This window comes from Streptomyces sp. NPDC059866, from assembly GCF_042731325.1.
GTDB lineage: Bacteria > Actinomycetota > Actinomycetes > Streptomycetales > Streptomycetaceae > Streptomyces > Streptomyces flavusporus.
This window is the reverse complement of record NZ_JBHWJT010000026.1, coordinates 50,506-71,955: the sequence shown is the minus strand read 5'-3', so window position 1 is coordinate 71,955 and position 21,450 is coordinate 50,506. Positions and strand designations below refer to the sequence as shown.

At 71.6% G+C, this 21,450-nt stretch carries 21 protein-coding genes; 11 read left to right on the top strand and 10 right to left on the bottom strand.

Annotation, left to right across the window (positions count from 1 at the left end):
* Window positions 1-30 precede the first annotated feature (30 nt).
* The gene (locus ACFV7R_RS34025; protein ID WP_385270351.1) at window positions 31-423 is read right to left on the bottom strand and encodes an ankyrin repeat domain-containing protein; all 393 of its coding nucleotides are present in this window, start codon (window positions 421-423) and stop codon (window positions 31-33) included.
* Window positions 424-728: 305 nt separating this feature from the next.
* Between ACFV7R_RS34025 and ACFV7R_RS34020 the strand changes: the two genes are divergently transcribed.
* Both ACFV7R_RS34020 and ACFV7R_RS34015 read left to right on the top strand, forming a co-directional pair.
* The gene (locus tag ACFV7R_RS34020) at window positions 729-923 is read left to right on the top strand and encodes a hypothetical protein (protein WP_224737373.1); all 195 of its coding nucleotides are present in this window, start codon (window positions 729-731) and stop codon (window positions 921-923) included.
* Window positions 924-978: 55 nt separating this feature from the next.
* Window positions 979-2,574: a hypothetical protein gene (locus ACFV7R_RS34015; RefSeq protein ID WP_385270349.1), complete on the top strand. Its 1,596-nt coding sequence runs from the start codon at window positions 979-981 to the stop codon at window positions 2,572-2,574.
* A 40-nt stretch (window positions 2,575-2,614) separates the two neighbouring features.
* On the opposite strand, the gene ACFV7R_RS34010 is transcribed toward ACFV7R_RS34015, so the two are convergent.
* Entirely contained in the window at window positions 2,615-4,114 is a 1,500-nt protein-coding gene (locus ACFV7R_RS34010) for a PLP-dependent aminotransferase family protein (protein WP_385270347.1), read from the bottom strand.
* 131 nt (window positions 4,115-4,245) lie between these two features.
* Between ACFV7R_RS34010 and ACFV7R_RS34005 the strand changes: the two genes are divergently transcribed.
* From ACFV7R_RS34005 to ACFV7R_RS33990, 4 genes are all read left to right on the top strand, one after another.
* The gene (locus ACFV7R_RS34005; RefSeq protein WP_240797273.1) at window positions 4,246-4,869 is read left to right on the top strand and encodes a hypothetical protein; all 624 of its coding nucleotides are present in this window, start codon (window positions 4,246-4,248) and stop codon (window positions 4,867-4,869) included.
* On the top strand, window positions 4,866-5,633 hold the full coding sequence (locus tag ACFV7R_RS34000) for a glycerophosphodiester phosphodiesterase (protein WP_385270345.1): 768 nt from the start codon (window positions 4,866-4,868) through the stop codon (window positions 5,631-5,633). The genes ACFV7R_RS34005 and ACFV7R_RS34000 overlap by 4 nt, the downstream gene beginning before the upstream one ends.
* Window positions 5,634-5,685: 52 nt before the next feature.
* The gene (locus ACFV7R_RS33995) at window positions 5,686-7,032 is read left to right on the top strand and encodes an MFS transporter (protein WP_385270343.1); all 1,347 of its coding nucleotides are present in this window, start codon (window positions 5,686-5,688) and stop codon (window positions 7,030-7,032) included.
* A gap of 266 nt (window positions 7,033-7,298) precedes the next feature.
* On the top strand, window positions 7,299-7,673 hold the full coding sequence (locus ACFV7R_RS33990) for an RNA polymerase-binding protein RbpA (RefSeq protein ID WP_003977404.1): 375 nt from the start codon (window positions 7,299-7,301) through the stop codon (window positions 7,671-7,673).
* Between the two features lie 111 nt (window positions 7,674-7,784).
* On the opposite strand, the gene fxsA is transcribed toward ACFV7R_RS33990, so the two are convergent.
* The 4 genes from fxsA to ACFV7R_RS33970 all read right to left on the bottom strand — a co-directional run bounded on the left by fxsA (window position 7,785) and on the right by ACFV7R_RS33970 (window position 11,889).
* A complete protein-coding gene (gene fxsA, locus ACFV7R_RS33985; RefSeq protein ID WP_385270342.1) occupies window positions 7,785-8,339 on the bottom strand; it encodes an FxsA family membrane protein in 555 nt (184 codons plus the stop codon).
* A gap of 42 nt (window positions 8,340-8,381) precedes the next feature.
* Window positions 8,382-9,182 carry a polyprenol monophosphomannose synthase gene (locus tag ACFV7R_RS33980; RefSeq protein WP_129796767.1) on the bottom strand — a complete coding sequence of 267 codons (801 nt, stop codon included), beginning with the start codon at window positions 9,180-9,182 and terminating at the stop codon, window positions 8,382-8,384.
* 584 nt (window positions 9,183-9,766) lie between these two features.
* Complete coding sequence (locus ACFV7R_RS33975) at window positions 9,767-11,368, bottom strand: amidohydrolase (protein WP_385270340.1); 1,602 nt, start codon at window positions 11,366-11,368, stop codon at window positions 9,767-9,769.
* An 80-nt stretch (window positions 11,369-11,448) separates the two neighbouring features.
* Window positions 11,449-11,889 carry an Lrp/AsnC family transcriptional regulator gene (locus tag ACFV7R_RS33970; protein WP_018548954.1) on the bottom strand — a complete coding sequence of 147 codons (441 nt, stop codon included), beginning with the start codon at window positions 11,887-11,889 and terminating at the stop codon, window positions 11,449-11,451.
* A gap of 265 nt (window positions 11,890-12,154) precedes the next feature.
* On the opposite strand from ACFV7R_RS33970, the gene ACFV7R_RS33965 reads away from it, so the two are divergent.
* Window positions 12,155-12,592: a hypothetical protein gene (locus tag ACFV7R_RS33965; protein WP_385270338.1), complete on the top strand. Its 438-nt coding sequence runs from the start codon at window positions 12,155-12,157 to the stop codon at window positions 12,590-12,592.
* A 243-nt stretch (window positions 12,593-12,835) separates the two neighbouring features.
* Window positions 12,836-13,096: a hypothetical protein gene (locus ACFV7R_RS33960; protein ID WP_385270336.1), complete on the top strand. Its 261-nt coding sequence runs from the start codon at window positions 12,836-12,838 to the stop codon at window positions 13,094-13,096.
* Here the strand turns inward: ACFV7R_RS33960 and ACFV7R_RS33955 are convergent.
* Complete coding sequence (locus ACFV7R_RS33955) at window positions 13,059-14,231, bottom strand: acyl-CoA dehydrogenase family protein (RefSeq protein ID WP_385270334.1); 1,173 nt, start codon at window positions 14,229-14,231, stop codon at window positions 13,059-13,061. The two genes, ACFV7R_RS33960 and ACFV7R_RS33955, sit on opposite strands and share 38 nt — an antisense overlap.
* A gap of 325 nt (window positions 14,232-14,556) precedes the next feature.
* Between ACFV7R_RS33955 and ACFV7R_RS33950 the strand changes: the two genes are divergently transcribed.
* Window positions 14,557-15,789 carry a glycoside hydrolase family 18 protein gene (locus ACFV7R_RS33950; protein WP_385270332.1) on the top strand — a complete coding sequence of 411 codons (1,233 nt, stop codon included), beginning with the start codon at window positions 14,557-14,559 and terminating at the stop codon, window positions 15,787-15,789.
* Between the two features lie 56 nt (window positions 15,790-15,845).
* Here ACFV7R_RS33950 and ACFV7R_RS33945 read toward each other — a convergent pair whose 3' ends face one another.
* The 3 genes from ACFV7R_RS33945 to ACFV7R_RS33935 all read right to left on the bottom strand — a co-directional run bounded on the left by ACFV7R_RS33945 (window position 15,846) and on the right by ACFV7R_RS33935 (window position 18,260).
* The gene (locus ACFV7R_RS33945) at window positions 15,846-16,505 is read right to left on the bottom strand and encodes a TetR/AcrR family transcriptional regulator (RefSeq protein WP_385270330.1); all 660 of its coding nucleotides are present in this window, start codon (window positions 16,503-16,505) and stop codon (window positions 15,846-15,848) included.
* 65 nt (window positions 16,506-16,570) lie between these two features.
* Window positions 16,571-16,711, bottom strand: coding sequence for an SCO1431 family membrane protein (locus ACFV7R_RS33940; protein WP_129796774.1), 141 nt, complete (start codon window positions 16,709-16,711; stop codon window positions 16,571-16,573).
* A 154-nt stretch (window positions 16,712-16,865) separates the two neighbouring features.
* Window positions 16,866-18,260, bottom strand: a complete 1,395-nt coding sequence (locus ACFV7R_RS33935; RefSeq protein WP_385270328.1) for a peptidase C39 family protein — start codon at window positions 18,258-18,260, stop codon at window positions 16,866-16,868.
* 181 nt (window positions 18,261-18,441) lie between these two features.
* On the opposite strand from ACFV7R_RS33935, the gene ACFV7R_RS33930 reads away from it, so the two are divergent.
* On the top strand, window positions 18,442-19,095 hold the full coding sequence (locus ACFV7R_RS33930) for a uridine kinase (RefSeq protein ID WP_385270326.1): 654 nt from the start codon (window positions 18,442-18,444) through the stop codon (window positions 19,093-19,095).
* A gap of 434 nt (window positions 19,096-19,529) precedes the next feature.
* Window positions 19,530-21,395, top strand: a complete 1,866-nt coding sequence (locus ACFV7R_RS33925) for an AAA family ATPase (protein WP_385270324.1) — start codon at window positions 19,530-19,532, stop codon at window positions 21,393-21,395.
* The last annotated feature ends 55 nt before the right edge of the window (window positions 21,396-21,450 follow it).

Below are 21,450 nucleotides of genomic sequence, written 5' to 3'. Positions count from 1 at the left end.
CGGCTCTTTTCGCTGGTCAGGGCGATGGTCTCAGTGTGCGCCGAACAGTTCCAGCAGTTCCGTCCTGCCGAACATCCGGGCGGTGTCGACGGCCGACGGGGTGCCGGCGGCCGGGTCGGCGCCGCCCTCCAGCAGGGCTTTGATCACTTCTTCCTCGCCCTTGAAGACCGCCCCTGCGAGCGGGGTCTGGCCTCGGTCGTTGACCCGGTCGGCCTCGGCGCCACGGTCGAGCAGCGCCCGCACGGTCCCGGCGTGCCCGTGATACGCGGCGAGCATCACGAGGGAGTCGCCCCGGTCGTTGGTGAGGTTGGCCGGAACGCCCGCGTCGACATAGACCACGAGTGCCTCGGTCTGCCCCCGCCTGGCCAGATCGAAGATCTTGGTCGCGAGCTCCACGACCTCGGGGTCGGGGGCTTCAGTCATCGGCCGGACCGCCTCTCACTACGCACGTCGAGGACCCTGGGACAAGCGTACGGCCGCGAGCGGTACGGCCGTACGGGTGAATCGCCAGCGTACTGGCTGCACAGAAACATGACCGGCCGCGACCGAGGCAAAGATCACCAATGCACCCGTCAGGTGCAAGCCCACCACCGGGCCATGCCGAGCCGAATCCTCCGAATGGGCGAAATTCACCAGATTTCACCCGGTTGCACCTTTTATCGTATGGATACATCCTGTGATCCTGGAAGTACTCATGGTGACTGTCCCCCTCGACACCAGGAGACCTCATGATTCTGTCCATCTCAGGCGTCGTCCTGCTCGGCGTCATCATCTTCATCTTCTGCCGCAAGTGCGATCTCAAGGTGTCCCACGCCCTGATCTCGGCCCTGTTCGGCTTCTACCTGGCGAGCACGGCCATCGCCCCGAGCATCAAGGCGGGCGGCGAGAGCCTGGCGAGCCTGCTGGGCGGCATCAAGTTCTGACGCCCCCACCGCCCGGACGCATCATCCCGCTCGTACGCACCTCCAGGAGACACCCGTGGCCCGGCGCCCCCTCCCCCGCATTCTGAGCAACGGCAGCGCGCAGCTCGCCCGGAGCCGGGAGCTGGCCCGGACGGCGGCCGACAGCGCCACCGACGTCCTCCACCCCCTGATCACGATCACCCGCGGTCTGCGCCGACTGGCATCGGCCGGGCGGCGCAAGTGGGCCGACACCCCCAAGGACCGGCGCGGCCCGCTGCTGTTCCTGATGGCCTCGGTGTTCCTGGCCGTGGCGCTCGTCCCGTACGGCCCGCTGCTCGCCGTCATCGCCCTGATGGCGGCGGCAGCCTGGCAGGGCCGCAACCGCACCGGACAGACCTCCGAGGGACCCGACGAGTCCCAGATCCAGCGCCTGCAGTCGCTGTACGAGGCGATGGTCCCGTACTTCTCGACCGCCGAGGACCCGGCACCCCTGTACACGCACGGCGGCGAGTGGGAGAAGGCCTTCCCGGAGTACGAGTTCGACGCCACCGGCCGCATCACGCACCTCGCGATCCGCTACCCGGCGTACTTCCCGGACGGCGAGGCCGAGGCGCGCGCCCGGATCGAGCACCTGCTCTCGACGAAGTCGGGCCGCGGCCGCGAGTACCGCTTCGCGTGGGACGAGGAGGGCAACCAGCTCACGGTCACGGTCCTCGCGCCCCTGCCCACCGACATCGCCGTCCAGCGCTTCGTGACGGCACCCGGCGAGACGGTCCTCGGTTTCACCGACCCCACCGAGGTCCAGCGCACGCTCCCGCTCGGCCACGGTGCGCAAGCGCGCGACGTTCCGCCCGTCGTGTGGCGCACCGGCATCCGCTCCACCGAACCGCACCTGCTGGCCGTCGGGCAGCCGGGCAGCGGCACGTCGACTCTGCTGCGCTGCATCGCCCTGCAGGCCCTGCAGTTCGGCGACATCGTCATCGTCGACGGCGGCGGCACCGGTGACTACGCCTGCCTGACCGGCCGGGACGGGGTCCTAGCGGTCGAGTGCGCCCTTGCCGGGGCGCTGGCGAGCCTGGAGTGGGCCACCACCGAGACCGAGCGACGGCTGATCGCCGTCAACCGCGCCCGGCAGGCGGGCCACCCGCCGCCCGAGGACACCAGGCGCCCCCTGTGGCTCCTCCTGGACCGCCCGACCGCGCTGGGCCAGGTGGCCGCCGCGGACGGCCACAAGGACCCCCAGTCCCTGCTCCAGGTGCCGCTCCGGCACGGCCGATCCGCCCATGTGACGGTGGTCGTGGCCGAGCAGTTCGACGGCCTGGACGCCCTCAGCGACCCCGTACGGCAGCACACGCGCGCGCGGGTCGTGCTCGGCACCGCCACCGCCGAGCAGCTCGAAGCGGTCCTGGGAGCGCCCCCGCACACCACGCCGGTCCCCCAGGTTCCGCCGGGCCGCGGCTACGCACGGCTGGGTGCGGGACCGGTCCTGCGCCTCCAGGTCCCGGCGACGCCCGACCCCTATGACGACGCGACGAGCGACGACCACCGCCAGGCGGTGCTGGACCTCCTGCCGCCGCGTACGACACCGGCGGACGCGGAGCCCGAGCGGGTACCCGCGGAGCCGGTGTCCGTGGAGGCCGTGGTGACGGAGAGGTCCAAGGCACGGACGTAGCCGGGGCTCTGCAGTCCCGTGCCGACAGGGCCTAGACCCCTCAAGCCACGAACGACCCCGGCGCCACCGCCCCCACGGTCCCCCCGCTCTCCACCAGCCGAGCCGCAGCCGCCAGCCGCACCGCCGCCTCCTCCGCCACCGCACCCCCCACGGTGAACGGCAGCCGCACATACCCCTCGAAGGCCCCGTCCACTCCGAAGCGCGGCCCGGACGGCACCCGCAGCCCGACCCGCTCGCCCGCCTCCGCCAGCCGCGAGCCCGACAGGCCACCCGCGCGCACCCACAGTGTGAGCCCGCCCCGCGGTACCTCGAACTCCCAGTCGGGCAGCTCCCGGCGCACCGCGGCGACCAGGGCGTCCCGGTTGTCCCTGGCCTGCTCCCGGCGCACCGCGACCGCCTGCTCCCAACCCCCGGTGCCGAACAGCCAATTCACCGCGAGCTGCTCCAGCACCGGCGTGCCCAGGTCGGCGTAGGCGCGCGCGGCCACCAGGCTGCGGATCACGTCCGGTGCCGCCCGCACCCAGCCGATGCGCATCCCGGCCCAGAAGGCCTTGCTGGCGGACCCGACGGTGACGACGGTGGACCCGGCCGGGTCGAAGGCGCAGACAGGCCGTGGCATCTCGACGTCGGGGTCCAGCCACAGCTCGCTCATCGTCTCGTCGGCGACAAGCACGGTGCCCGCCGAGCGGGCCGCCTCCACCAGCCGCCGCCGCTGGTCCTCCTCGGCGAGCGCCCCGGTCGGATTGTGGAAGTCGGCGACGACGTAGGCGATCCGCGGTGCGGCTTCCCGCAGCACCTGCCGCCAGCGGTCCAGGTCCCACCCGGCGAGCCCCTCGGCCATCGCGACGGGCACGAGCCGGGCGCCTGCCTCCCGCATCAGCTGCAGGATGTTCGCGTACGACGGCGACTCGACGGCGATGCGCTCACCACGCCCGCCGAAGAGATGGCAGATGGCGTCGATGGCGCCCATCGCGCCGGTCGTCACCATGATCTGCTCCGGCATGGTGGGAATCCCGCGCGCGGTGTAACGGTCGGCGATCATCGCGCGCAGTGCGGGCAGTCCGGCCGGGTAGTCGCCGTGCGTACGTGCGTAGGGCGGCAGCTCCTCCAGGGCGCCCTGGACGGCGCGGGTGAGCCAGGGTTCCGGCGCGGGCAGTGCCGCGCAGCCGAGGTCGATCATTGAACCGAGCGCCTCGGGCGGCAGCGGTTCCAGGCCGCGCGCGGGGATCGGATTTCCGGCCGGTACGGCGGTCCAGCTGCCGGCGCCGCGCCGCGACTCCAGGAATCCCTCGGTGCGCAGCGCCTCGTAGGCGGCGGCAACCGTCGTACGGCTGACGGACAGCGCGAGGGCGAGTTCCCGCTCGGCGGGCAGCCGGGCGGCCACCGGCACCCGCCCCTCGAGCACCAGCAGGCGGATGCCGTCGGCAAGCGCGCGATAGGCCGGCGGACGGCGCGACCCCGGGCCCGCCGGGCGGTCCTGCTGCGACTTGAGCAGCCGGGCGAGCTGCGCCGCCCCCACCGCCGAGGTCCACTGAGCCATGCGTACCAGTCCACCTTCCCCGAATTGGCCATGGATGGCGTTACTTCCCAAGCCACAGAGTGTCATGCATCAGGCCACTACCACCACCAGGGGGGCACGTCTTGTCCACGCAGGGGCATCTCATACGTCGGTTGACCCAGCTCTATGCCGGCCTCGCGCTGTACGGCGCGAGCTCCGCGCTCCTGGTGAAGTCGGGCCTCGGCCTGGAGCCCTGGAACGTGCTGCACCAGGGACTGGCCGAGCGCACGGGCCTGAGCATCGGGACCGTGCTGATCATCGTGGGGGCGGCCGTCCTCCTGTTGTGGATCCCGCTGCGCCAGCGTCCCGGCCTCGGCACGGTCTCCAACGTCTTCGTGATCGGCGTCGTCATGGACGGCACGCTGGCGGTGGTGCCCCAGGCGCACACCCTGGCCGTGCAGGTTCCGCTGATGCTGGCGGGCGTCGCTCTCAACGGCATCGCCACCGGCCTCTACATCGCCGCGCGGTTCGGTCCCGGTCCGCGCGACGGGCTCATGACGGGGCTGCACCGGCGCACCGGCCGCTCGATCCGGCTGATCCGGACCGCCGTCGAGGTCACGGTCGTGGTGACCGGCTTCGCACTGGGCGGCACCATCGGTGTCGGCACACTGCTGTACGCGGTGTCGATCGGCCCGCTCGCCCAGCTGTTCCTGCGGGTGTTCGCCGTCCCCTCGGCATCCGGCGTCAGTACCGTCGTTGCCACCGGTCAACCCCGGCGCGCGATACTGCGTCCGTGAGCACGCGCATACGCCACCCCTTCCTGGACCATCCCGGCCCGATCGCCTTCGCCCACCGGGGCGGGGCGGCGGACGGCCTGGAGAACACCGTGCTGCAGTTCCGCCGCGCGGTCGAGGCGGGCTACCGGTACATCGAGACCGACGTCCACACCACGCGGGACGGCCGGATCGTCGCCTTCCACGACGCGACGCTGGACCGGATGACCGACGGGGCGGGCCGGATCGCCGACCTGCCCTGGGACGACGTACGGCACGCGCGCGTGGCGGGCCGGGAACCGGTGCCGCTGTTCGAAGAGCTCCTGGAGACATTCCCCGACGTGCGCTGGAACGTCGACCTCAAGGCGGAGTCGAGCCTCCACCCCTTCCTGGAGCTGATCGAGCGCACCGACGCCTGGGACCGGATCTGCGTGGGCTCCTTCTCCGAGGCCCGCGTGGTCCGCGCCCAGCGCCTGGCCGGACCGCGCCTGGCGACCTCGTACGGCACGCGGGGCGTGCTCAATCTGCGGCTGCGCTCCTGGGGCGTGCCGGCCGTGCTGCGCCGCTCGGCGGTCGCCGCCCAGGTACCCGAGTCGCAGTCCGGCATCCAGGTCGTGGACCGCCGCTTCGTTCGGACCGCCCACGCGCACGGACTGCAGGTGCACGTGTGGACGATCAACGAACCGGAACAGATGCACCGGCTTCTGGACCTCGGCGTCGATGGCATCATGACCGATCACATCGACACGTTGCGCAAGGTCATGGAGGACCGGGGCGTCTGGGTCTGACACCCCGGCCGGCCCCCGCGCACGGCACCTTCTCGGGGAAGCGAGGGCACGGGTGGGCACCGAGACCGTGCGGACACCGGAGGCGGACGAGGCCGCCGGGCGACGGCGCGAGCAGCGTGGCTGGTACTTCTACGACTGGGCGTGCTCCGTCTACTCGACGAGCGTGCTCACCGTGTTCCTGGGTCCCTATCTGACCACGGTCGCCGAGTCCGCCGCGGACGCCGACGGCTTCGTCCATCCGCTGGGGATCCCGGTGCGTGCCGGTTCCTTCTTCGCCTACTCGGTGTCCCTGTCGGTGATCGTGGCCGTCGTGGTGATGCCCCTGGTGGGCGCGGCCGCCGACCGCACCGGACGCAAGAAGCCCCTGCTGGGTGCCGCCGCATATCTGGGGGCGGCGGCGACGGCGGGCATGTTCTTCCTGGACGGTGACCGTTATCTGCTGGGCGGCGCACTGCTGGTCGTCGCGAACGCGGCGCAGTCCGTGGCGATGATGCTCTACAACTCCTACCTGCCGCAGATCGCCCCGCCCGAGGAACGCGACGCGGTCTCCTCCCGGGGCTGGGCCTTCGGTTATGCCGCCGGAGCGCTGGTTCTGGTCGCGAACCTGGTCCTCTACCTCGCCCACGACACCTTCGGCGTCTCCGAAGCCATGGCCGTGCGCATCTGCCTGGCGTCGGCCGGCCTGTGGTGGGGCGCGTTCGCGCTCATTCCGCTCCGGCGTCTGCGCGATCGCCGCGGGGCGCGGCGGGAGGCGTCCGTGAACGGCTGGCGGCAGCTCGCCGCCACGGTCCGCGACATGCGCCGCCACCCGCTGACGCTGTCCTTCCTGCTGGCCTACCTCGTCTACAACGACGGCATCCAGACGGTGATCACCCAGGCGTCGGTCTACGGCTCCGAGGAGCTGGGCCTCGGACAGTCCACACTCATCGGCGCCATCCTGCTCGTGCAGGTGCTCGCGGTGTTCGGCGCGCTGGCGCTGGGCCGGCTGGCCCGTCGGTACGGCGCGAAGCGCACGATCCTCGGCTCGCTGATCGCCTGGACGCTGACCCTGGCCGCCGGCTACTTCCTGCCAGCCAGGGCGCCGGTCTGGTTCTTCGTGCTGGCGGCCGGGATCGGGCTCGTCCTCGGCGGCAGCCAGGCACTGTCCCGTTCGCTGTTCTCCCACCTGGTCCCGGCCGGCAAGGAGGCCGAGTACTTCTCGGCGTACGAGCTGAGCGACCGCGGAATGAGCTGGCTCGGTCCGCTGCTGTTCGGTCTGACCTACCAGCTGACCGGAAGCTATCGGGACGCGATCATCTCGCTGGTGGCCTTCTTCGTCCTCGGGTTCGTACTGCTCGCGAGGGTTCCGGTACGGCGTGCGATCGGCGAGGCCGGGAACCCGGTTCCGGACAGGATTTAGCGCTCACAGCGAAAGGGCTGTAGTGTACGCGTTTGGCCTGCCAGGCGTACCGTTACTGCGCGTCAAAGAAGCCAAAACGCTGGGTGACATCTACTGCCAGATGTGACAAACCGGGCGCTGGTGGGTACAACATGGGCGGCTACGACGGCGACGCATGACCCGGAACGGGACTCCGAACGGGAATCTTTACCGCCGACCGGACGTTGACCGGATGACGACGACAGCGACACCTGTCCTGTGGGCGACAAGCCCGGGAGGCACGATTCATGAGTGAGCGAGCTCTTCGCGGCACGCGCCTCGTGGTGACCAGCTACGAGACGGACCGCGGCATCGACCTGGCCCCGCGCCAGGCCGTGGAGTACGCATGCGAGAAGGGGCACCGCTTCGAGATGCCCTTCTCGGTCGAGGCGGAGATCCCGCCGGAGTGGGAGTGCAAGGTCTGCGGTGCCCAGGCACTCCTTGTGGACGGCGACGGTCCGGAGGAGAAGAAGGCCAAGCCGGCGCGTACGCATTGGGACATGCTGATGGAGCGGCGCACGCGTGAGGAGCTCGAAGAGGTCCTCGAAGAGCGCCTCGCCGTTCTGCGTTCCGGCGCAATGAACATCGCGGTGCACCCCCGAGACAGCCGCAAGTCCGCGTAGTCCCTGCGGGGCTCGGACGGGGGTTTCAGTGCGCCAATGACCGCGGGCGCCGTACGTGAGAAGTGGACGTACGGCGCCCGCGGTCTTGTGTGCGACGGTCACGTCCTGTACTCAGCGCGTCAGCGGAGGGCGAGGTTCCTGCGGGGTCTCCCCGGGCTCGTCCCTGACGACCTCACCCTGCACGACCTTGCCGTCCGGGCGGTGAATGCGGGCCTGCTGAAAGGCGTCGCCGAGGCTACCGGGTGCAGCCCGGCGGAGTCGGCGGTCCACGGTGCGCTCGGCGTACCGGCTGAGGGCCTTCTGGACCGGCGGAATCAGCAGGAGCAGGCCCACCCCGTCCGAGATCAGACCGGGGAGCATCAGAAGCAGGCCGCCCAGCATCATCAGGCCGTTGCCGCCGCCGCTCGACGGCGCACCGCCGCGCTGAAGTGCCTCGTTCAGGTTCTGGAAGGCGCGCCGGCCCGCCCGCTTGATGACCACCGTACCGAGCACCAACCCGGCGAGCAGCAGCAGGAAGACCGTGAACCCGCCCGCCCAGCCGGCGACCACGGTCAGCAGCCAGATCTCCAGCACCAGCCACGCGGCGATGCCCAGCGGCAGGAAGGTGCGCAGCCGTGAGCGCCGGGGCCGCGTGGAGTAGGGAGGGGTCGAAGCGCCAGTCGTCATGCATCCAGTGTGCCTGGGCCCGGCTCAGCGCGGGATAAACCCCTACGACTGCGGCGGCCGCCCCCGGCCCAGGATCTTGCCGACCCGCTCCCCCACGCCCCATGAGGTGACCCGCCACAGCGCCTCGACGAGGATGTCGCGGCTCATCTTGGAATCGCCCAGCTCGCGCTCGACAAAGGTGATCGGCACCTCGACGACGTGATAGCCGGCCTTCACGGCACGGCGGGCCAGATCGACCTGGAAGCAGTAGCCCTGGGAGGCGACGTCGTCGAGGCCGAGGCCCTCCAGGGTCTCGCGGCGGAAGGCGCGGTAGCCGCCGGTGACGTCGCGGATCGGCACATCCAGCAGGACGCGTGAGTAGAGGCTGCCGCCACGGGAGATGAACTCGCGGCTCCTGGGCCAGTTCACGACCCGGCCGCCGGGCACCCAGCGCGAGCCGAGCACCAGGTCGGCACCCTTGAGCGCGGTCAGCAGCCGGGGCAGCTCCTCGGGCTGGTGGGAGCCGTCGGCGTCCATTTCGATCAGTACGCCGTACCCGTTCTCCACACCCCAGCGGAAGCCCGCGAGGTAGGCGGCGCCGAGGCCCTCCTTGCCCTTGCGGTGCAGGACCCGGACGTGGTCGTCGCCGGCGGCCAGCTCGTCGGCGAGCTTTCCGGTGCCGTCGGGGCTGTTGTCGTCGGCCACGAGGACGTGCGCCTCGGGAACCGCGTTGCGCACCCGGCCGACGATGCTCTTGATGTTCTCCGCCTCGTTGTAGGTCGGAATGATCACCAAGGCGGTGCCGAGCGGGCCGAAGCGCCTCCCCCGGGCCTCTGCCGCGCGGGTCCCCTCGCCGTCGTTCACTGCTGCCCCTTCATGTCCGTCGCAGACGTCCACCATAGTGGCCGCAGCCTGCGCGGACATGAACAGGACGGCCGTAAGACGGTGTCGATTCCGCAGGAGCGGGGTAAGGATGGGTTTTTGGCCCTCTATGCGAGGCGCGCTGCGGATGGGGGCCCGGCGCCCTTCGGGCCGACCTGGGACCCGCCGGCTGCGGATCGACCTGAAGCCGTTGTCTACTGAGCTCCCGGGCCCCACCCTGGTCACACCCTTCCCCCCTCCGAGCTCTCGGCTTCGCTCAGGCAGGGACGGACCCCCGTCCGGCCGGACGTTCCCCAGCCGCGGCGCGGTCGCTGAGCCTGGCTCCCAGTGACGGTGCCCCGGTGCGGTACACCGTCCCTGACCCAGCGGTGCCGCGACGCGTACGCGGACGTTCGCCGGTCGGGCGTCCCGTGGTGGACCCGGCCGAACCTACCGGCCCCGGGCCGCGGCCTGTCAACATCCGTGTGAGCCAGGGGGTTTCCCACCATGCCCAGGTCGGCCCCCTGGACACGCAGGTCGCGCAACGGCGCAGCGAGCGGTGAGGTCCGCCGCGCCACCCCGGGAGATCACTCGCCTGGCCGTACGAACACCGTCCGTCCACCCACCACGGTGCGCAGGCAGACGGGCAGGTCGGAGCCCGGGGTCAGGTCGGGCAGGCCGGGGGTGCCGGAGCGAGGGTCGGTCGACCAGCGCGCGACCCGGTCGTCGGGCGCCTGGACGACCAGCTCACCGGTGCGCCACACGGCGTAGTCCGCGGGCGCGCCCGGCATCAGAACGCCCGCGTCGTCCCGTCCGGTCGCCCGCCAGCCGCCGCGCGTGTGCGCCGTGAACGCGGCGCGTACGGAGACCCGGTGCTCGGGCGTGCGATGGAAGGCGGCGGCCCGGACGGTGCCCCACGGGTCGAGGGGTGTGACCGGGCTGTCGGAGCCCAGGGCGAGCGGGACGCCGGCGCGCAGCAGCGCGGCGAAGGGGTTCAGCGTGCGGGCCCGCTCCACTCCGAGGCGCTGGGCGTACATGCCCTCGTCGCCGCCCCACAGCGCGTCGAAGGCCGGTTGCACGGACGCCGTCAGGCCGAGCTCGGCGAAGGCCGCGATGGTGTCGGGGGTGAGCATCTCGGCGTGTTCGACGCGGTGGCGGGCGGCACGGATCCGGGCGAGGCCGGCCTTCTCGGCGGCGGCGCGGACGCCCTCGACGACGGTGGTCAGGGCGGCGTCGCCGATCGCGTGGAAGCCCGCCTGGAGGCCCGCCTCGGTGCAGGCGACGACATGGGCGGCGACGGCTGCCGCGTCGAGGTAGGCGGTGCCGGTGTGGCCGGCGTCGGCGTACGGCTCGTGCAGGCAGGCCGTGTGGGAGCCGAGGGCGCCGTCGACGAACAGATCCCCGGCGGCGCCGGCCGCCCCCAGCTCGCGCGCCTTCTCGACGTCCCGCTCGGCCCAGTAGCCGACGACCCGCGGCCCCGGCTCCTCGGCGGCGAGCCGCAGCAGCCCCGTGAAGTCGTCCTCGGAGGAGATCTCCGGCCCGGCGCACTCGTGGACCGAGCCGATGCCGAGGGACGCGGCGTGGGCGAGGGCGGCGCGCTGGGCCTCGGTGCGCTGGGCCGGGGTGACGGCGGCGAACGCGGCGGCGCGTACGGCGTGATGGGCGTCGCGGGTGAGGGGGCCGTCCTCCCGGCCGAGGCCCGGAACGAGGTCGAGCAGGGCGGTGGTGACGACCGCCGAGTGCACGTCGATCCGGCTCAGGTAGAGGGGACGGCCGCCGGTCGCCTCGTCGAGCTCCGCGCGGGTCGGGGGACGGCCGCCCGGCCAGCGCGCGGCGTCCCAGCCGTGTCCGAGCAGGACACGGTCCCTCGGCCGGGCCTCGGCGAAGTCCCGGACCAGCGTGAGGGCCGCCTCCAGCGAGGGCGCGCCGGACAGGTCGAGGCCGGTGAGCGCGAGGCCGGTGGACGTGATGTGCACGTGCGCGTCGGTGAACGCCGGGGTGACCAGGGCGCCATCGAGGTCGATCACCTCGTCCACGCCGTCCGCGAAGGCGTCGGCCGCGCCCTCGGAGCCGACCCAGGCGACCTGGCCGCGCTCGACGACCATCGCGGTCGCGAACGGGTCGGCGGGGCTGTGGACCTCTCCGCGGCGGAGCAGGACGGTCTTCGGCGGGGCGGTGCGTTCACTCATGACCGACAGTTTCCCGCCCTGCGCCGGTTGTGCTGCACCCGGGGCCCGGCGGTCGGGGTCGGCAGCCCCACTCGGCCCGTTCAGATGCGCGGTGGCCGTGCCTCGTACGGCGTGGACAGCACCACCGTCGTCCGCGTCGACACCCCCGCCAGCGACCGCAGCCGCGCCAGCAGCTCCTCCAGCTCGTGGGGGGTGGCGACCCGCACCTTGAGGATGTAGTTCTCGTCGCCGGCCACGCTGTGGCAGGCCTCGATCTCGGGAACGCCCGCCAGGCGGTCCGCGATGTCGTCGGGGGCGCTGGGGTCGAACGGTTTCACCGAGATGAAAGCGGTCAGCGGCAGCCCGACGGCCTCCGGGTCGACGACCGCGGCGTACCCGCGGATGACGCCACGCTGCTCCAGTCGGCGCACCCGCTGGTGCACGGCCGACGTGGACAGGCCCGTGGCCTTGCCCAGGTCGGTGTAGCTCATCCGCCCGTCCTTGACGAGCAGCTGCACGATCTGTCGGTCCAGCTCCTCCATGGCGCTAGAACCTACAGTGCGCTTGATCTCCTCGGATACCTCAGCAGCGCAGGTCATACCCGGTTCGTGATGTGCCCGAGAGCCGGCCGTGAGCCGGCTGGGGGACGAACGTGCCGCGCCGGGCACCTGCGAGCGGCATGTGACGAACACCACAGGCCTCGAACAGTCTCCGTGATGAAGTCGTGATTACCCCGGAGAGCGGACGGGAAGTGCTTGCTGTGGTCGAGGCCGCAGCGCCTTCACGGCCCAGCCCGAGGGGGAGAACATGCAGAGTCTTAAGCGCCCTGGTCGTACCGCACCCAAGCGCCAGCAGCCGGTTGTCGAGCCCGAGCCGGAGGGTGTCGAACCCGATGCCTTCGAAGCCGACGAGCTCGACGCGTACGACACCTTCGAGATGTACCGGGTGATCTGCCCGGACTGCGCACAGCCCATCGCCTTGCTGGTGGACGAGGATTTCCTGCCGGAGCACGCACTGTGCGCCTCGCCGTGGAACCCGTTCGGACTCACGGTCTGCGCCGGCACCGGCCGCAGGGCCGCCGACGCCCGGCCCGCGGACGAGTCCATCGAGCCCCAGGAGCAGGACACCGCCCTCCTGCTGACGCTCCCTCAGGGGCTCGACTGGCGGATGCAGCCCTTCTCGCACGTCGGAGGCCCGGGCTCACGCCCGATGCGCGTCCCGTCGATGCGTCGCCACGCCGCCTGAGCGACCTCGCTCGACCCCAGTAGCTGCCCTGCACCATGGCCCGCAGACTGCCGTGGTGCAGGATCAGTGCGCCCCGGGCCGGCGGGAGGCGAACGTCGGCCACCCAAACCACCCTGGGCGCAATCCAGTTGACGGTACGTCAGAGGAATGTCGGCGGCCGGACGCAGTTCCGGACCGTTTCGTGAACGCACGCTCGATTCCGGAGATCGGTGACCTGCCCGCGCTTGGTCGCGTTGCCCAGGCATGACCCCCACCTACTCCACGACCGGGCGTCAGCACCGAGCGTTCGTTCCCGCCCCGGCGGACTCGGTTCCGCGGACCCCTCCGCCGCCCGTGCCGCCGCTCCAGGACCCGCCCATCTACAGCGATCTGATGCGCACCTGGGCCACCCGCGGCCGCACACTGCCGGGGCGCCACGATCCGGAGTGGATCCGGCTGGCGGCGCCCCTGGTCAGGCGGGGTCAGTTCAGCGGGTCTCCGGACCCGCGAGGTGACGGGCGATGACCATCCGCTGGATCTGGTTGGTGCCCTCGACGATCTGCAGGACCTTGGCCTCGCGCATGTACCGCTCGACCGGGAAGTCCGCGGTGTAGCCGTATCCGCCGAGGATCTGCACGGCGTCCATGGTGACCTTCATCGCGGTGTCGGTGCAGTGCAGCTTGGCCATGGCCGCCTGCTTGGCGAAGGGCCGGCCGGCGTCCCGCAGCCGTGCGGCGGCCAGGTACAGGGCGCGGCCCGCCTCGATCTGCGTGGCCATGTCGGCGAGCATGAAGCGCAGCCCCTGGAAGTCGGCGATCGGCCGCCCGAACTGCCGCCGCCCGGTCGCGTACGCGACGGCCTCGTCGAGCGCCGCCTGGGCCAGGCCGATCGCGCAGGCCGCGATGCCGAGCCGTCCGGAGTCGAGGGCGGACAGGGCGATCGCGAAGCCCTGGCCCTCGTCGCCGATGCGCCGGGCGTCGGGGACCCGTACGCCGTCGAAGTTGACCTGGGCGGTGGGCGAGCCCTTCATGCCCATCTTCTTCTCCGGCGCCGCCGCGCTCAGCCCCTCGGTGTCGCCGGGCACCAGGAACGCGGTGATCCCGCGCGGGCCCTCCTCGCCGGTGCGGGCCATGACGGTGTAGAAGTCGGCGACCCCGCCGTGCGTGATCCAGGCCTTGGTGCCCGTGATCACCCAGTGGTCGCCGTCCCGGACGGCCTTCGTGCGCAGCGAGGCCGCGTCGGAGCCGGAGGAGGGCTCGGAGAGGCAGTACGCGCCGAGGAGGCCGCCGCCGAGGATCGCGGGCAGGTGCTCGACCTGCTGCTCCTTGGTGCCGTAGGCGGCGAGAGCGTAGGAGGCGAGGGTGTGGACGCTGACGCCGAGGCCGACGGTCAGGCGGGCCCCGGCGAGCTCCTCGAGCACCTGCAGGTAGACCTCGTACGGCTGGTCACCGCCGCCGTACTCGGAGTCGTACGGCAGGCCGAGCAGTCCCGACTCGGACAGCAGGGTGAAGAGCTCGCGCGGGAAGAGTCCGGCGTCCTCCTCCTCGGCCGCGTGCGGGGCGATCTCGCGCTGCGCGATGTCGCGGACGAGCGAGATCAGATCCCGGGCCTCGTCCGTGGGCAGTTGACGGTCCACCGGCTGCGGGGCGCGGTCGGGCATGGCGACGCTCTCCTCCCTTTCGGGCGCTGCGGCGGAGGTGCCGTGGGTGTGGCGGCTCCGCCGGGTCTCACGGGTGCCCAGCCGACGCTCCGGCTCCCGGGTCACGGAAGGCGCTGACCAGCGACTGTGCGCTGTGAGTATGCCCGATCGGAGGCATCGAGTCACCGGTTAACGGTCGCTTACTTCAGGAAACCTCCGACCGTTCAAATTGGTCCGCACCATTGACCGACTGGTCTAGTCCTCCTACTGTGACGGACCGACCGACGTTTCATCGCGTTCATGCCAATCGGCGCCCGTCCCCCTCTCCCCCACGAGGAGACACCCGATGCGAACCTCCCACCGTCCCCGCGCCCGGTTCCGGGCGCTTCTCGCCGCCGTGTGTTCCGCCGTCCTCGGCGCCGGACTGCTCGCCGGCGTCGGCACTGCCACCGCCGCCCCCACAGCGGAACGCGCAGCCGGCTCCAAGGTCGTCGGCTACTTCACGGAGTGGGGCACCTACGACCGCAAGTACCTGGTCAAGAACATCGAGACCTCCGGCTCCGGAGCCAAGCTCACCCACATCAACTACGCCTTCGGCAATGTCACCGGCGGCAAGTGCGCCATCGGTGACGCCTATGCGGCGACCGACCGGGCCTACACCGCCGCCGAGTCGGTGGACGGCGTCGCGGACACCTGGGACCAGCCGCTGCGTGGCACCTTCAACCAGCTGCGCAAGCTGAAGCAGAAACACCCGGACCTCAAGGTCCTGTGGTCGTTCGGCGGCTGGACCTGGTCCGGCGGCTTCGGCGAGGCCGCCCGCAACCCGGCCGCGTTCGCCCAGTCCTGCTACGACCTGGTCGAGAACTCCAGGTGGGCGGACGTCTTCGACGGCATCGACCTCGACTGGGAGTACCCGAACGCGTGCGGCGCCACCTGTGACACCAGCGGCCGGGACGCGTTCAGGAACCTGATGGCGGCCGTCCGGGCGAAGTTCGGCTCCGGCAACCTGGTCACCGCGGCGATCACCGCGGACGCCACACCCGGCGGCAAGATCGACGCGGCCGACTACGCGGGCGCCGCGCAGTACGTCGACTGGTACAACCCGATGACATACGACTTCTTCGGCGACTGGGACACCACCGGCCCGACGGCCCCCCACTCGCCCCTGACCTCGTACTCGGGCATCCCGAAGGCCGACTTCCACACGTCGGCCACCATCGCCAAGCTCAAGGGCCTCGGCATCCCGGCCTCCAAGCTGCTGCTCGGCATCGGCTTCTACGGGCGCGGCTGGACCGGCGTGACCCAGTCGGCACCCGGCGGCACCGCGACCGGGGCGGCGGACGGAACGTACGAGGACGGCATCGAGGACTACAAGGTGCTGAAGGCAAAGTGCCCGGCGACCGGCACGGTGGGCGGCACCGCGTACGCCAAGTGCGGGAACGACTGGTGGAGTTACGACACCCCCGCGACCGTCGCGACCAAGATGACGTACAAGAACCAGCAGAGCCTGGGCGGCACCTTCTTCTGGGAGCTGAGCGGCGACACCGCGGACGGTGAGCTGATCAAGGCGATCAACTAGCTGCCGGGAACGGTTCACCTGGGGCGGAGGTTCCTTCTTGGGCCTCCGCCCCTCGCTCAGGGGTCCCGGCGGGCGGACGCGGGGGCCGGGTAGGCGGGGTCCAGTTCCTCGATGGCGCGCAGGGCACCACCGAGGGTCTTCACCAGCAGCTCACGCATCGTGTCGCGGGAGAGCTCGGGCCGATCGATCCAGTCGAGGGTGGTGCCCTCGACGGCGCACACCCAGCCCAGCAGTCCCATCCGCGCGAGCGGGTCGATCTGCCGCCTGCCGTACGCCCCTTCGGCGATGGTTGCGACGATCGCCTCGCGCACGCCGTCCCGGATCGCCTGCACCTCGGTGTCGAAACCGACGCCGCCGCTGACGATCGTGCGGTACGCGGCGTGGTTGTGCTCGGCGTAGCGCAGATAGCCGTCGATCGTGCGGTGGACCCGCTCCACCGGCGGGAGTTCCAGGCCGCCGGCCGCGAAGGTGACCAGGTCGGCGACCGAGTCCTGGACGATGGCCAGGTAGTAGCCGCGCTTGGAGTGGAAGTAGTAGTAGATCAGCCCCTTGGCGACATGCGCCTGCCGGGCGATGTCGTCCATCGACAGCGCGTCGTACGACGTGTCGGCGAACAACCTGCGCCCGATGGCGATGAGTTCGGCGCGGCGCGCCAGCGACCGCTCGGTGCCACGCGCCCGGGGGCGGGCCGCGTCGCGCTGTTGACTGATCTTCACTGTCGACCCTGGTTCCAACGGGCGGCGGGACACCCGCAGTATGTCAGGTCGCCGTGTGGGTCAGTTCACAGCAGACCGAGCTGGGTCACGAGCATGGCGAGCACCACGACGAGCGTCCAGCCCATGACGTGCTCGACGATCTTCGGGCCGTCGTCCTTGGGTCCGCCGGTGCGAACGCGGGCGGCAGTGGCTGAGTGTGCGGTCATGGCGTCTCGCTGAGTGTCGTGCGTGCAGTGGACTTCTCCCCCACGGCTCCCCCGCCGATCCGTCCACCTTGCCACTCCTGGCGGCTTTTGCGGCGGAGATGTTGGTCACAGCCGACGGCCCCCGGAGTGGGTCCGGGGGCCGTCACGGGCCGGTTCAGCGCACGCCCACCATCGCGAGCGCCATGCGCTGGCGGGGGGTCGGACGGGCCGGGAAGTAGAGGTAGCAGACCCCGCCGGTGCCGGAGACGACCTTGCCGGAGGCGTTGTACCGCTTGGTCCTGAGCCAGATGTTCTCCCACTCGCGCCGCCGGTAGACGCGTCGCACCGCCTCGTTGCTCGGCGAGGCGGGGTCGTTGGCGATCACATCGCCGTCGGCGGTGAAGCCGATCACGGTCATCAGGTGGCCCGAGGTGCCGTATCCGGCTCCCGTCAGCTCCGACGCGAGGAACGACTGGGACGTTATGGCCGGGATCCCGGCGGCGATCAGCGTCTCCAGGTCGGTGAGCGAGCCGAGCCGGGTGACCACGCCCTGCAGGCCCTTGAAGGTCGCGGCGTAGGCGGCGTTGAAGGGCCAGTTGCCGCAGCCCGCGTACTGGTAGTCGTAGGTGTACCGGGCGGCGTGGCACACCTGCGGGTCGGCGTAGCTCGGATCGACCCAGGCCAGCTGCTCTTCGCTGAGCCGGCCGCCCCAGTACTCGATGATCATCTGCGAGGAGGTGGGGCTGCACCAGGCCTCGCCGCCGTTGTCGTACTCCGGGTACTGGCCCTTGTGGATCTCCTGCGAGTACCGCGGGACGATCAGCTCCTCGGCCAGGCCGGGCGTCGAGGCGGGGACGGTGAAGCGGTCGGGCACGTCGGAGCCCATGGCGCCGAGCCGCCACACGGTGGGGGTGAGCTTGGTGCCCGGCTTGCGGTACAGGGTCAGGCGCAGTCGGTACGAGGTGAGGCGCAGGCCGGTGGCCGGGTCGTCGACGGCGAAGGTGTCCGTCCAGACGGTGCTCCGGCCGTCGGTCTGGTCGTCCACCGAGGTCCGCCGGATGTCCTGGTCACCGGCCGCCCAGCGGCCCATCACGTACCAGGGCGTGTCCGTGCCGTCGGAGTAGGTGCCGCGCAGTTCGACCTGGATCCAGGTGCCGGCCGGGGTGTGCGCGTTCCAGGAGGCGATGGCCTCGGTGGAGGGGACGGCGAGCCGGTGGACCGGGGAGGTCCAGGTCGCGTACTCCCAGGTGGAGGTCTTGCCGGTGTGCGGGTCGCGATAGTCGACGGTGCCTGCCGGGGCGGCGATCACGGCGCCGGGCCGGGCGCCGGCGACGGCACGGGTGCCCTGGGCGGTGCCGCCGCGCCAGTCGGTGTACGTCGTCCAGGCGCGGTTGTCGACGGAGCGGGCGGCGGTCCGGGCGGGGCCGGCCGCGGGGGTGTCCGGCTGGGGTCCGGGGTTGTCCGGACGGGTTCCGGCGACGGCCACCGCCGGGCCCGCACTGCCCACGACGGCGGCGGCGACCGCGGCGGCCAGGAGGGTTCTGCGGGACGGCTGTTCGGCTCTGCTCATGGGCGGAAGACTCCCGGGGTCCGAGTCGGGGGCTGGTCCAGTGCACAGTTGCGTGCGCCAACTATGGCCGTGGGCGCCCGGTACTGCCAGCACTTCGGGCATGCCGCGCCCACCAATATTGGTCAGGACCACTGGCATGACCTGGATCGGAGCACGCCCGAGCGCGGGGCATGATGGGGGCGTGTCGCCCTCCAGCCCCGCCCCGCCCCCCGCGCTGCACGACCTCGCCCACAGGCTGCGCGCCCTGCCCCCGTCCTGCGGCCCCGTCCGACTGATCGGCGTCGACGGTCACGCGGGCTCCGGAAAGACCACGTTCGCCGGGCAGCTGGCCGAGGTGCTGGGCGGCGCGCCGGTGCTGCACCTCGACGACATCGCCAGCCACGACGAACTGTTCGCCTGGACCGGCCGGCTGCTGCCCCAGGTGATCGAGCCGCTGCGCCGCGGCGAGACGGCGCACTACGCCCCCTACGACTGGCGGGCCCGGCACTTCGGACCACCCCGCCCGCTGCCGCCCGCACCGGTGGTCCTGGTCGAGGGCGTCGGCGCGGGCCGCCGCGCTCTGCGTCCCCATCTGGCGCAGCTGCTGTGGCTGGAGCTGCCCCACGAGGAGGCCTGGGCACGCGGGCAGTCGCGCGACGGGGCGGAACAGCGCGAGTTCTGGGCCGGGTGGCTCGTGGCGGAGCGGCGACATTTCGCCGAGGATCCCTCGCGACCCTTTGCCGACCTGCTGGTGCGGCAGGTGATGGAGGGGTACGAGGTGCTCCCGGGGCCCGCCGGACCTACTGGTCCGGACCAGCAAGTCACGTACGGTGATGGACCATCCGCAATGTGCTGAACTTGTGAAGACCCCTGCGGCGGAACTTGGCCGAGTGCCTCAACTCGGCTTGACCGGGGGCCCGTACAGGACTTACGTTCTCAATGAGCGGCCGAACGAGGTCGCCCACAGACGCGAAGCCCCCGATTGTTCCCCCGTGATCGGGGGCTTCGTTCTGTCCTCTTCCACTTCTTCCGGGCGCTCCGAGGCGCAATCCCCTCACCCTCGGTCACCATGCGCAGTGTGCGCCCCCTCTGCTCCCACCTCGCCGAACGGCCGGTGCGGCACTCTTCGGCGGGCACCGACCCGCGGGTACGATGCCCTCGGTGCGACCTGCGGACGGCTGCTCCGCGCACCGTTGCAACTCCGGTCCGCGGCACAGCGGTTGGACCGAGTCGGTCGGCGGGCGACGGCCCGGCGGCGAACCAGCGGGGGCAGGTTTGTGGGGGGACGTGATGGACTTCGGCACGCAGGGCCCCGAGGCCCCTGCCGACCTCGCCTGGCTGCGAGGCGTGGACGCCTACACGATGGGCGCCTATCCGCAGGCGGAGGAGGAGTTCCGGACCGCGGTACGGCTGGATCCCGGGATGGCCGACGGCTGGCTGGGGCTGCACGCGCTGCGCGTGGACACGACGACCGCGCTGCTCAGGATGTTCCGCCACCGTGAGCGCTTCGGGGAACAGCGCAGCCGGCACCGCCGCACGCTCAACTCCTGGTACTGGCTGGGCTGGTGGGTGCAGCCCGTGCTGGAGAGCCCGCGCGATCTGCTGCTCGCGCACGCCTCGCACTGGCTGGACGGCCGCCACGTCCCGGAACTCGATCGCGCGCTCGCCGGTCTGCCGCCCGTCGACACCGATCCGCAGGTGCGCTTCCTGCATGCCTGCCGCGCCTATCTGGTGAAGGACTGGGAGCAGTTGGTGCGGCACACCGACCCGCTGCTGGGCGATCCTCTGCTCGGCATCGAGGCCGGTCTGTTCGGCGGCATGGCCCGGGTCCGCCTCGAGATGTACGGACAGGCCGAGCCACTGCTGTCGGCGGCCCTGATGCGCTGCCGCAGCGAGCAGCCGCAGCGCAAGGAGCTGCGCTACTGGCTGGCCCGCGCCCACGAGGGCACCGGCCGCTCGGCCGCCGCGCTCCCGCTGTACCGGGCGGTGCACCGCGTCGACCCCGCGTTCATGGACACCTCGGCCCGGCTGGCGGCGATCGCCGAGGGGGACGGGTACGACGACGCCACCGACCTCGCCGCGATCGCCCTCGCCGGGACCGGGCAGGACAGCCTGGACGGCCCCGACGCACTCGATCCGCTCTACGGCAGCGAGGGCCGGGACCTCAAGCTCTCCGAGCCCGGCCTGCCGCCGACCGGGCCCCCGCCCTCGGTCAGCGACCCGGTGGTGCGGGAGAAGAACACCGGGCCCGCGCCGTCGCTGCCCGCCGGACCGACCGACCCCGCTTTACTTGAGGAGGCGCTCGCCGAGCTCGAGCGCATGGTGGGCCTGGAGCCGGTGAAACGCCAGGTCAAAGCGCTGTCTGCGCAGTTGAACATGGCCCGGCTGCGGGCCGGACAGGGGCTGCCCGTCCAGCCGCCCAAGCGGCACTTCGTCTTCTCCGGCCCCTCCGGCACCGGCAAGACCACGGTCGCCCGCATCCTGGGCCGGGTCTTCTACGCCCTCGGCCTGCTCGGCGGTGACCATCTCGTGGAGGCCCAGCGGGCCGACCTGGTCGGCGAGTACCTGGGGCAGACCGCCGTGAAGGCCAACGAACTGATCGACTCCGCGCTCGGCGGTGTGCTCTTCGTCGACGAGGCGTACTCGCTCTCCAACTCCGGTTACGGCAAGGGCGACGCGTACGGCGACGAGGCGCTCCAGGTGCTGCTGAAGCGGGCCGAGGACAACCGCGACCACCTCGTGGTGATCCTGGCCGGCTATCCGGAGGGCATGGACCGCCTCCTCGCCGCCAACCCCGGCCTGTCCTCCCGCTTCACCACCCGCGTCGACTTCCCGTCGTACCGGCCCCTCGAGCTCACCGCGATCGGCGAGGTGCTGGCCGCGGAGAACGGGGACGTGTGGGACGAGGAGTCCCTGGACGAGCTGCGGTCGATCGCGGGTCACGTCGTCGACCAGGGGTGGATCGACGAGCTGGGCAACGGGCGGTTCCTGCGGACGCTGTACGAGAAGAGCTGCGCGTACCGGGATCTGCGGTTGTCGGCGTATCCGGGGGTGCTGTCGCGGGACGATTTGTCGACTTTACGGTTGCCGGATCTGATGCAGGCGTACGGAGAGGTGCTGTCGGGGAGGGGGCCGCAGGATCCGTCAGCGATGTGACCTAGCTGCGGGCAGTCGTGCCGCTGGGGCGGCACGGGTGGGCGCAGCGGCACCC

Coding starts and splice junctions, on each gene's coding strand:
- ACFV7R_RS34025 (WP_385270351.1), bottom strand. CDS start 423: ATGACTGAAGCCCCCGACCCCGAGGTCGTGGAGCTCGCGACCAAGATC.
- ACFV7R_RS34020 (WP_224737373.1), top strand. CDS start 729: ATGATTCTGTCCATCTCAGGCGTCGTCCTGCTCGGCGTCATCATCTTC.
- ACFV7R_RS34010 (WP_385270347.1), bottom strand. CDS start 4,114: ATGGCTCAGTGGACCTCGGCGGTGGGGGCGGCGCAGCTCGCCCGGCTG.
- ACFV7R_RS33990 (WP_003977404.1), top strand. CDS start 7,299: ATGAGTGAGCGAGCTCTTCGCGGCACGCGCCTCGTGGTGACCAGCTAC.
- fxsA (WP_385270342.1), bottom strand. CDS start 8,339: ATGACGACTGGCGCTTCGACCCCTCCCTACTCCACGCGGCCCCGGCGC.
- ACFV7R_RS33975 (WP_385270340.1), bottom strand. CDS start 11,368: ATGAGTGAACGCACCGCCCCGCCGAAGACCGTCCTGCTCCGCCGCGGA.
- ACFV7R_RS33970 (WP_018548954.1), bottom strand. CDS start 11,889: ATGGAGGAGCTGGACCGACAGATCGTGCAGCTGCTCGTCAAGGACGGG.
- ACFV7R_RS33965 (WP_385270338.1), top strand. CDS start 12,155: ATGCAGAGTCTTAAGCGCCCTGGTCGTACCGCACCCAAGCGCCAGCAG.
- ACFV7R_RS33960 (WP_385270336.1), top strand. CDS start 12,836: ATGACCCCCACCTACTCCACGACCGGGCGTCAGCACCGAGCGTTCGTT.
- ACFV7R_RS33955 (WP_385270334.1), bottom strand. CDS start 14,231: ATGCCCGACCGCGCCCCGCAGCCGGTGGACCGTCAACTGCCCACGGAC.
- ACFV7R_RS33950 (WP_385270332.1), top strand. CDS start 14,557: ATGCGAACCTCCCACCGTCCCCGCGCCCGGTTCCGGGCGCTTCTCGCC.
- ACFV7R_RS33940 (WP_129796774.1), bottom strand. CDS start 16,711: ATGACCGCACACTCAGCCACTGCCGCCCGCGTTCGCACCGGCGGACCC.
- ACFV7R_RS33935 (WP_385270328.1), bottom strand. CDS start 18,260: ATGAGCAGAGCCGAACAGCCGTCCCGCAGAACCCTCCTGGCCGCCGCG.
- ACFV7R_RS33925 (WP_385270324.1), top strand. CDS start 19,530: ATGGACTTCGGCACGCAGGGCCCCGAGGCCCCTGCCGACCTCGCCTGG.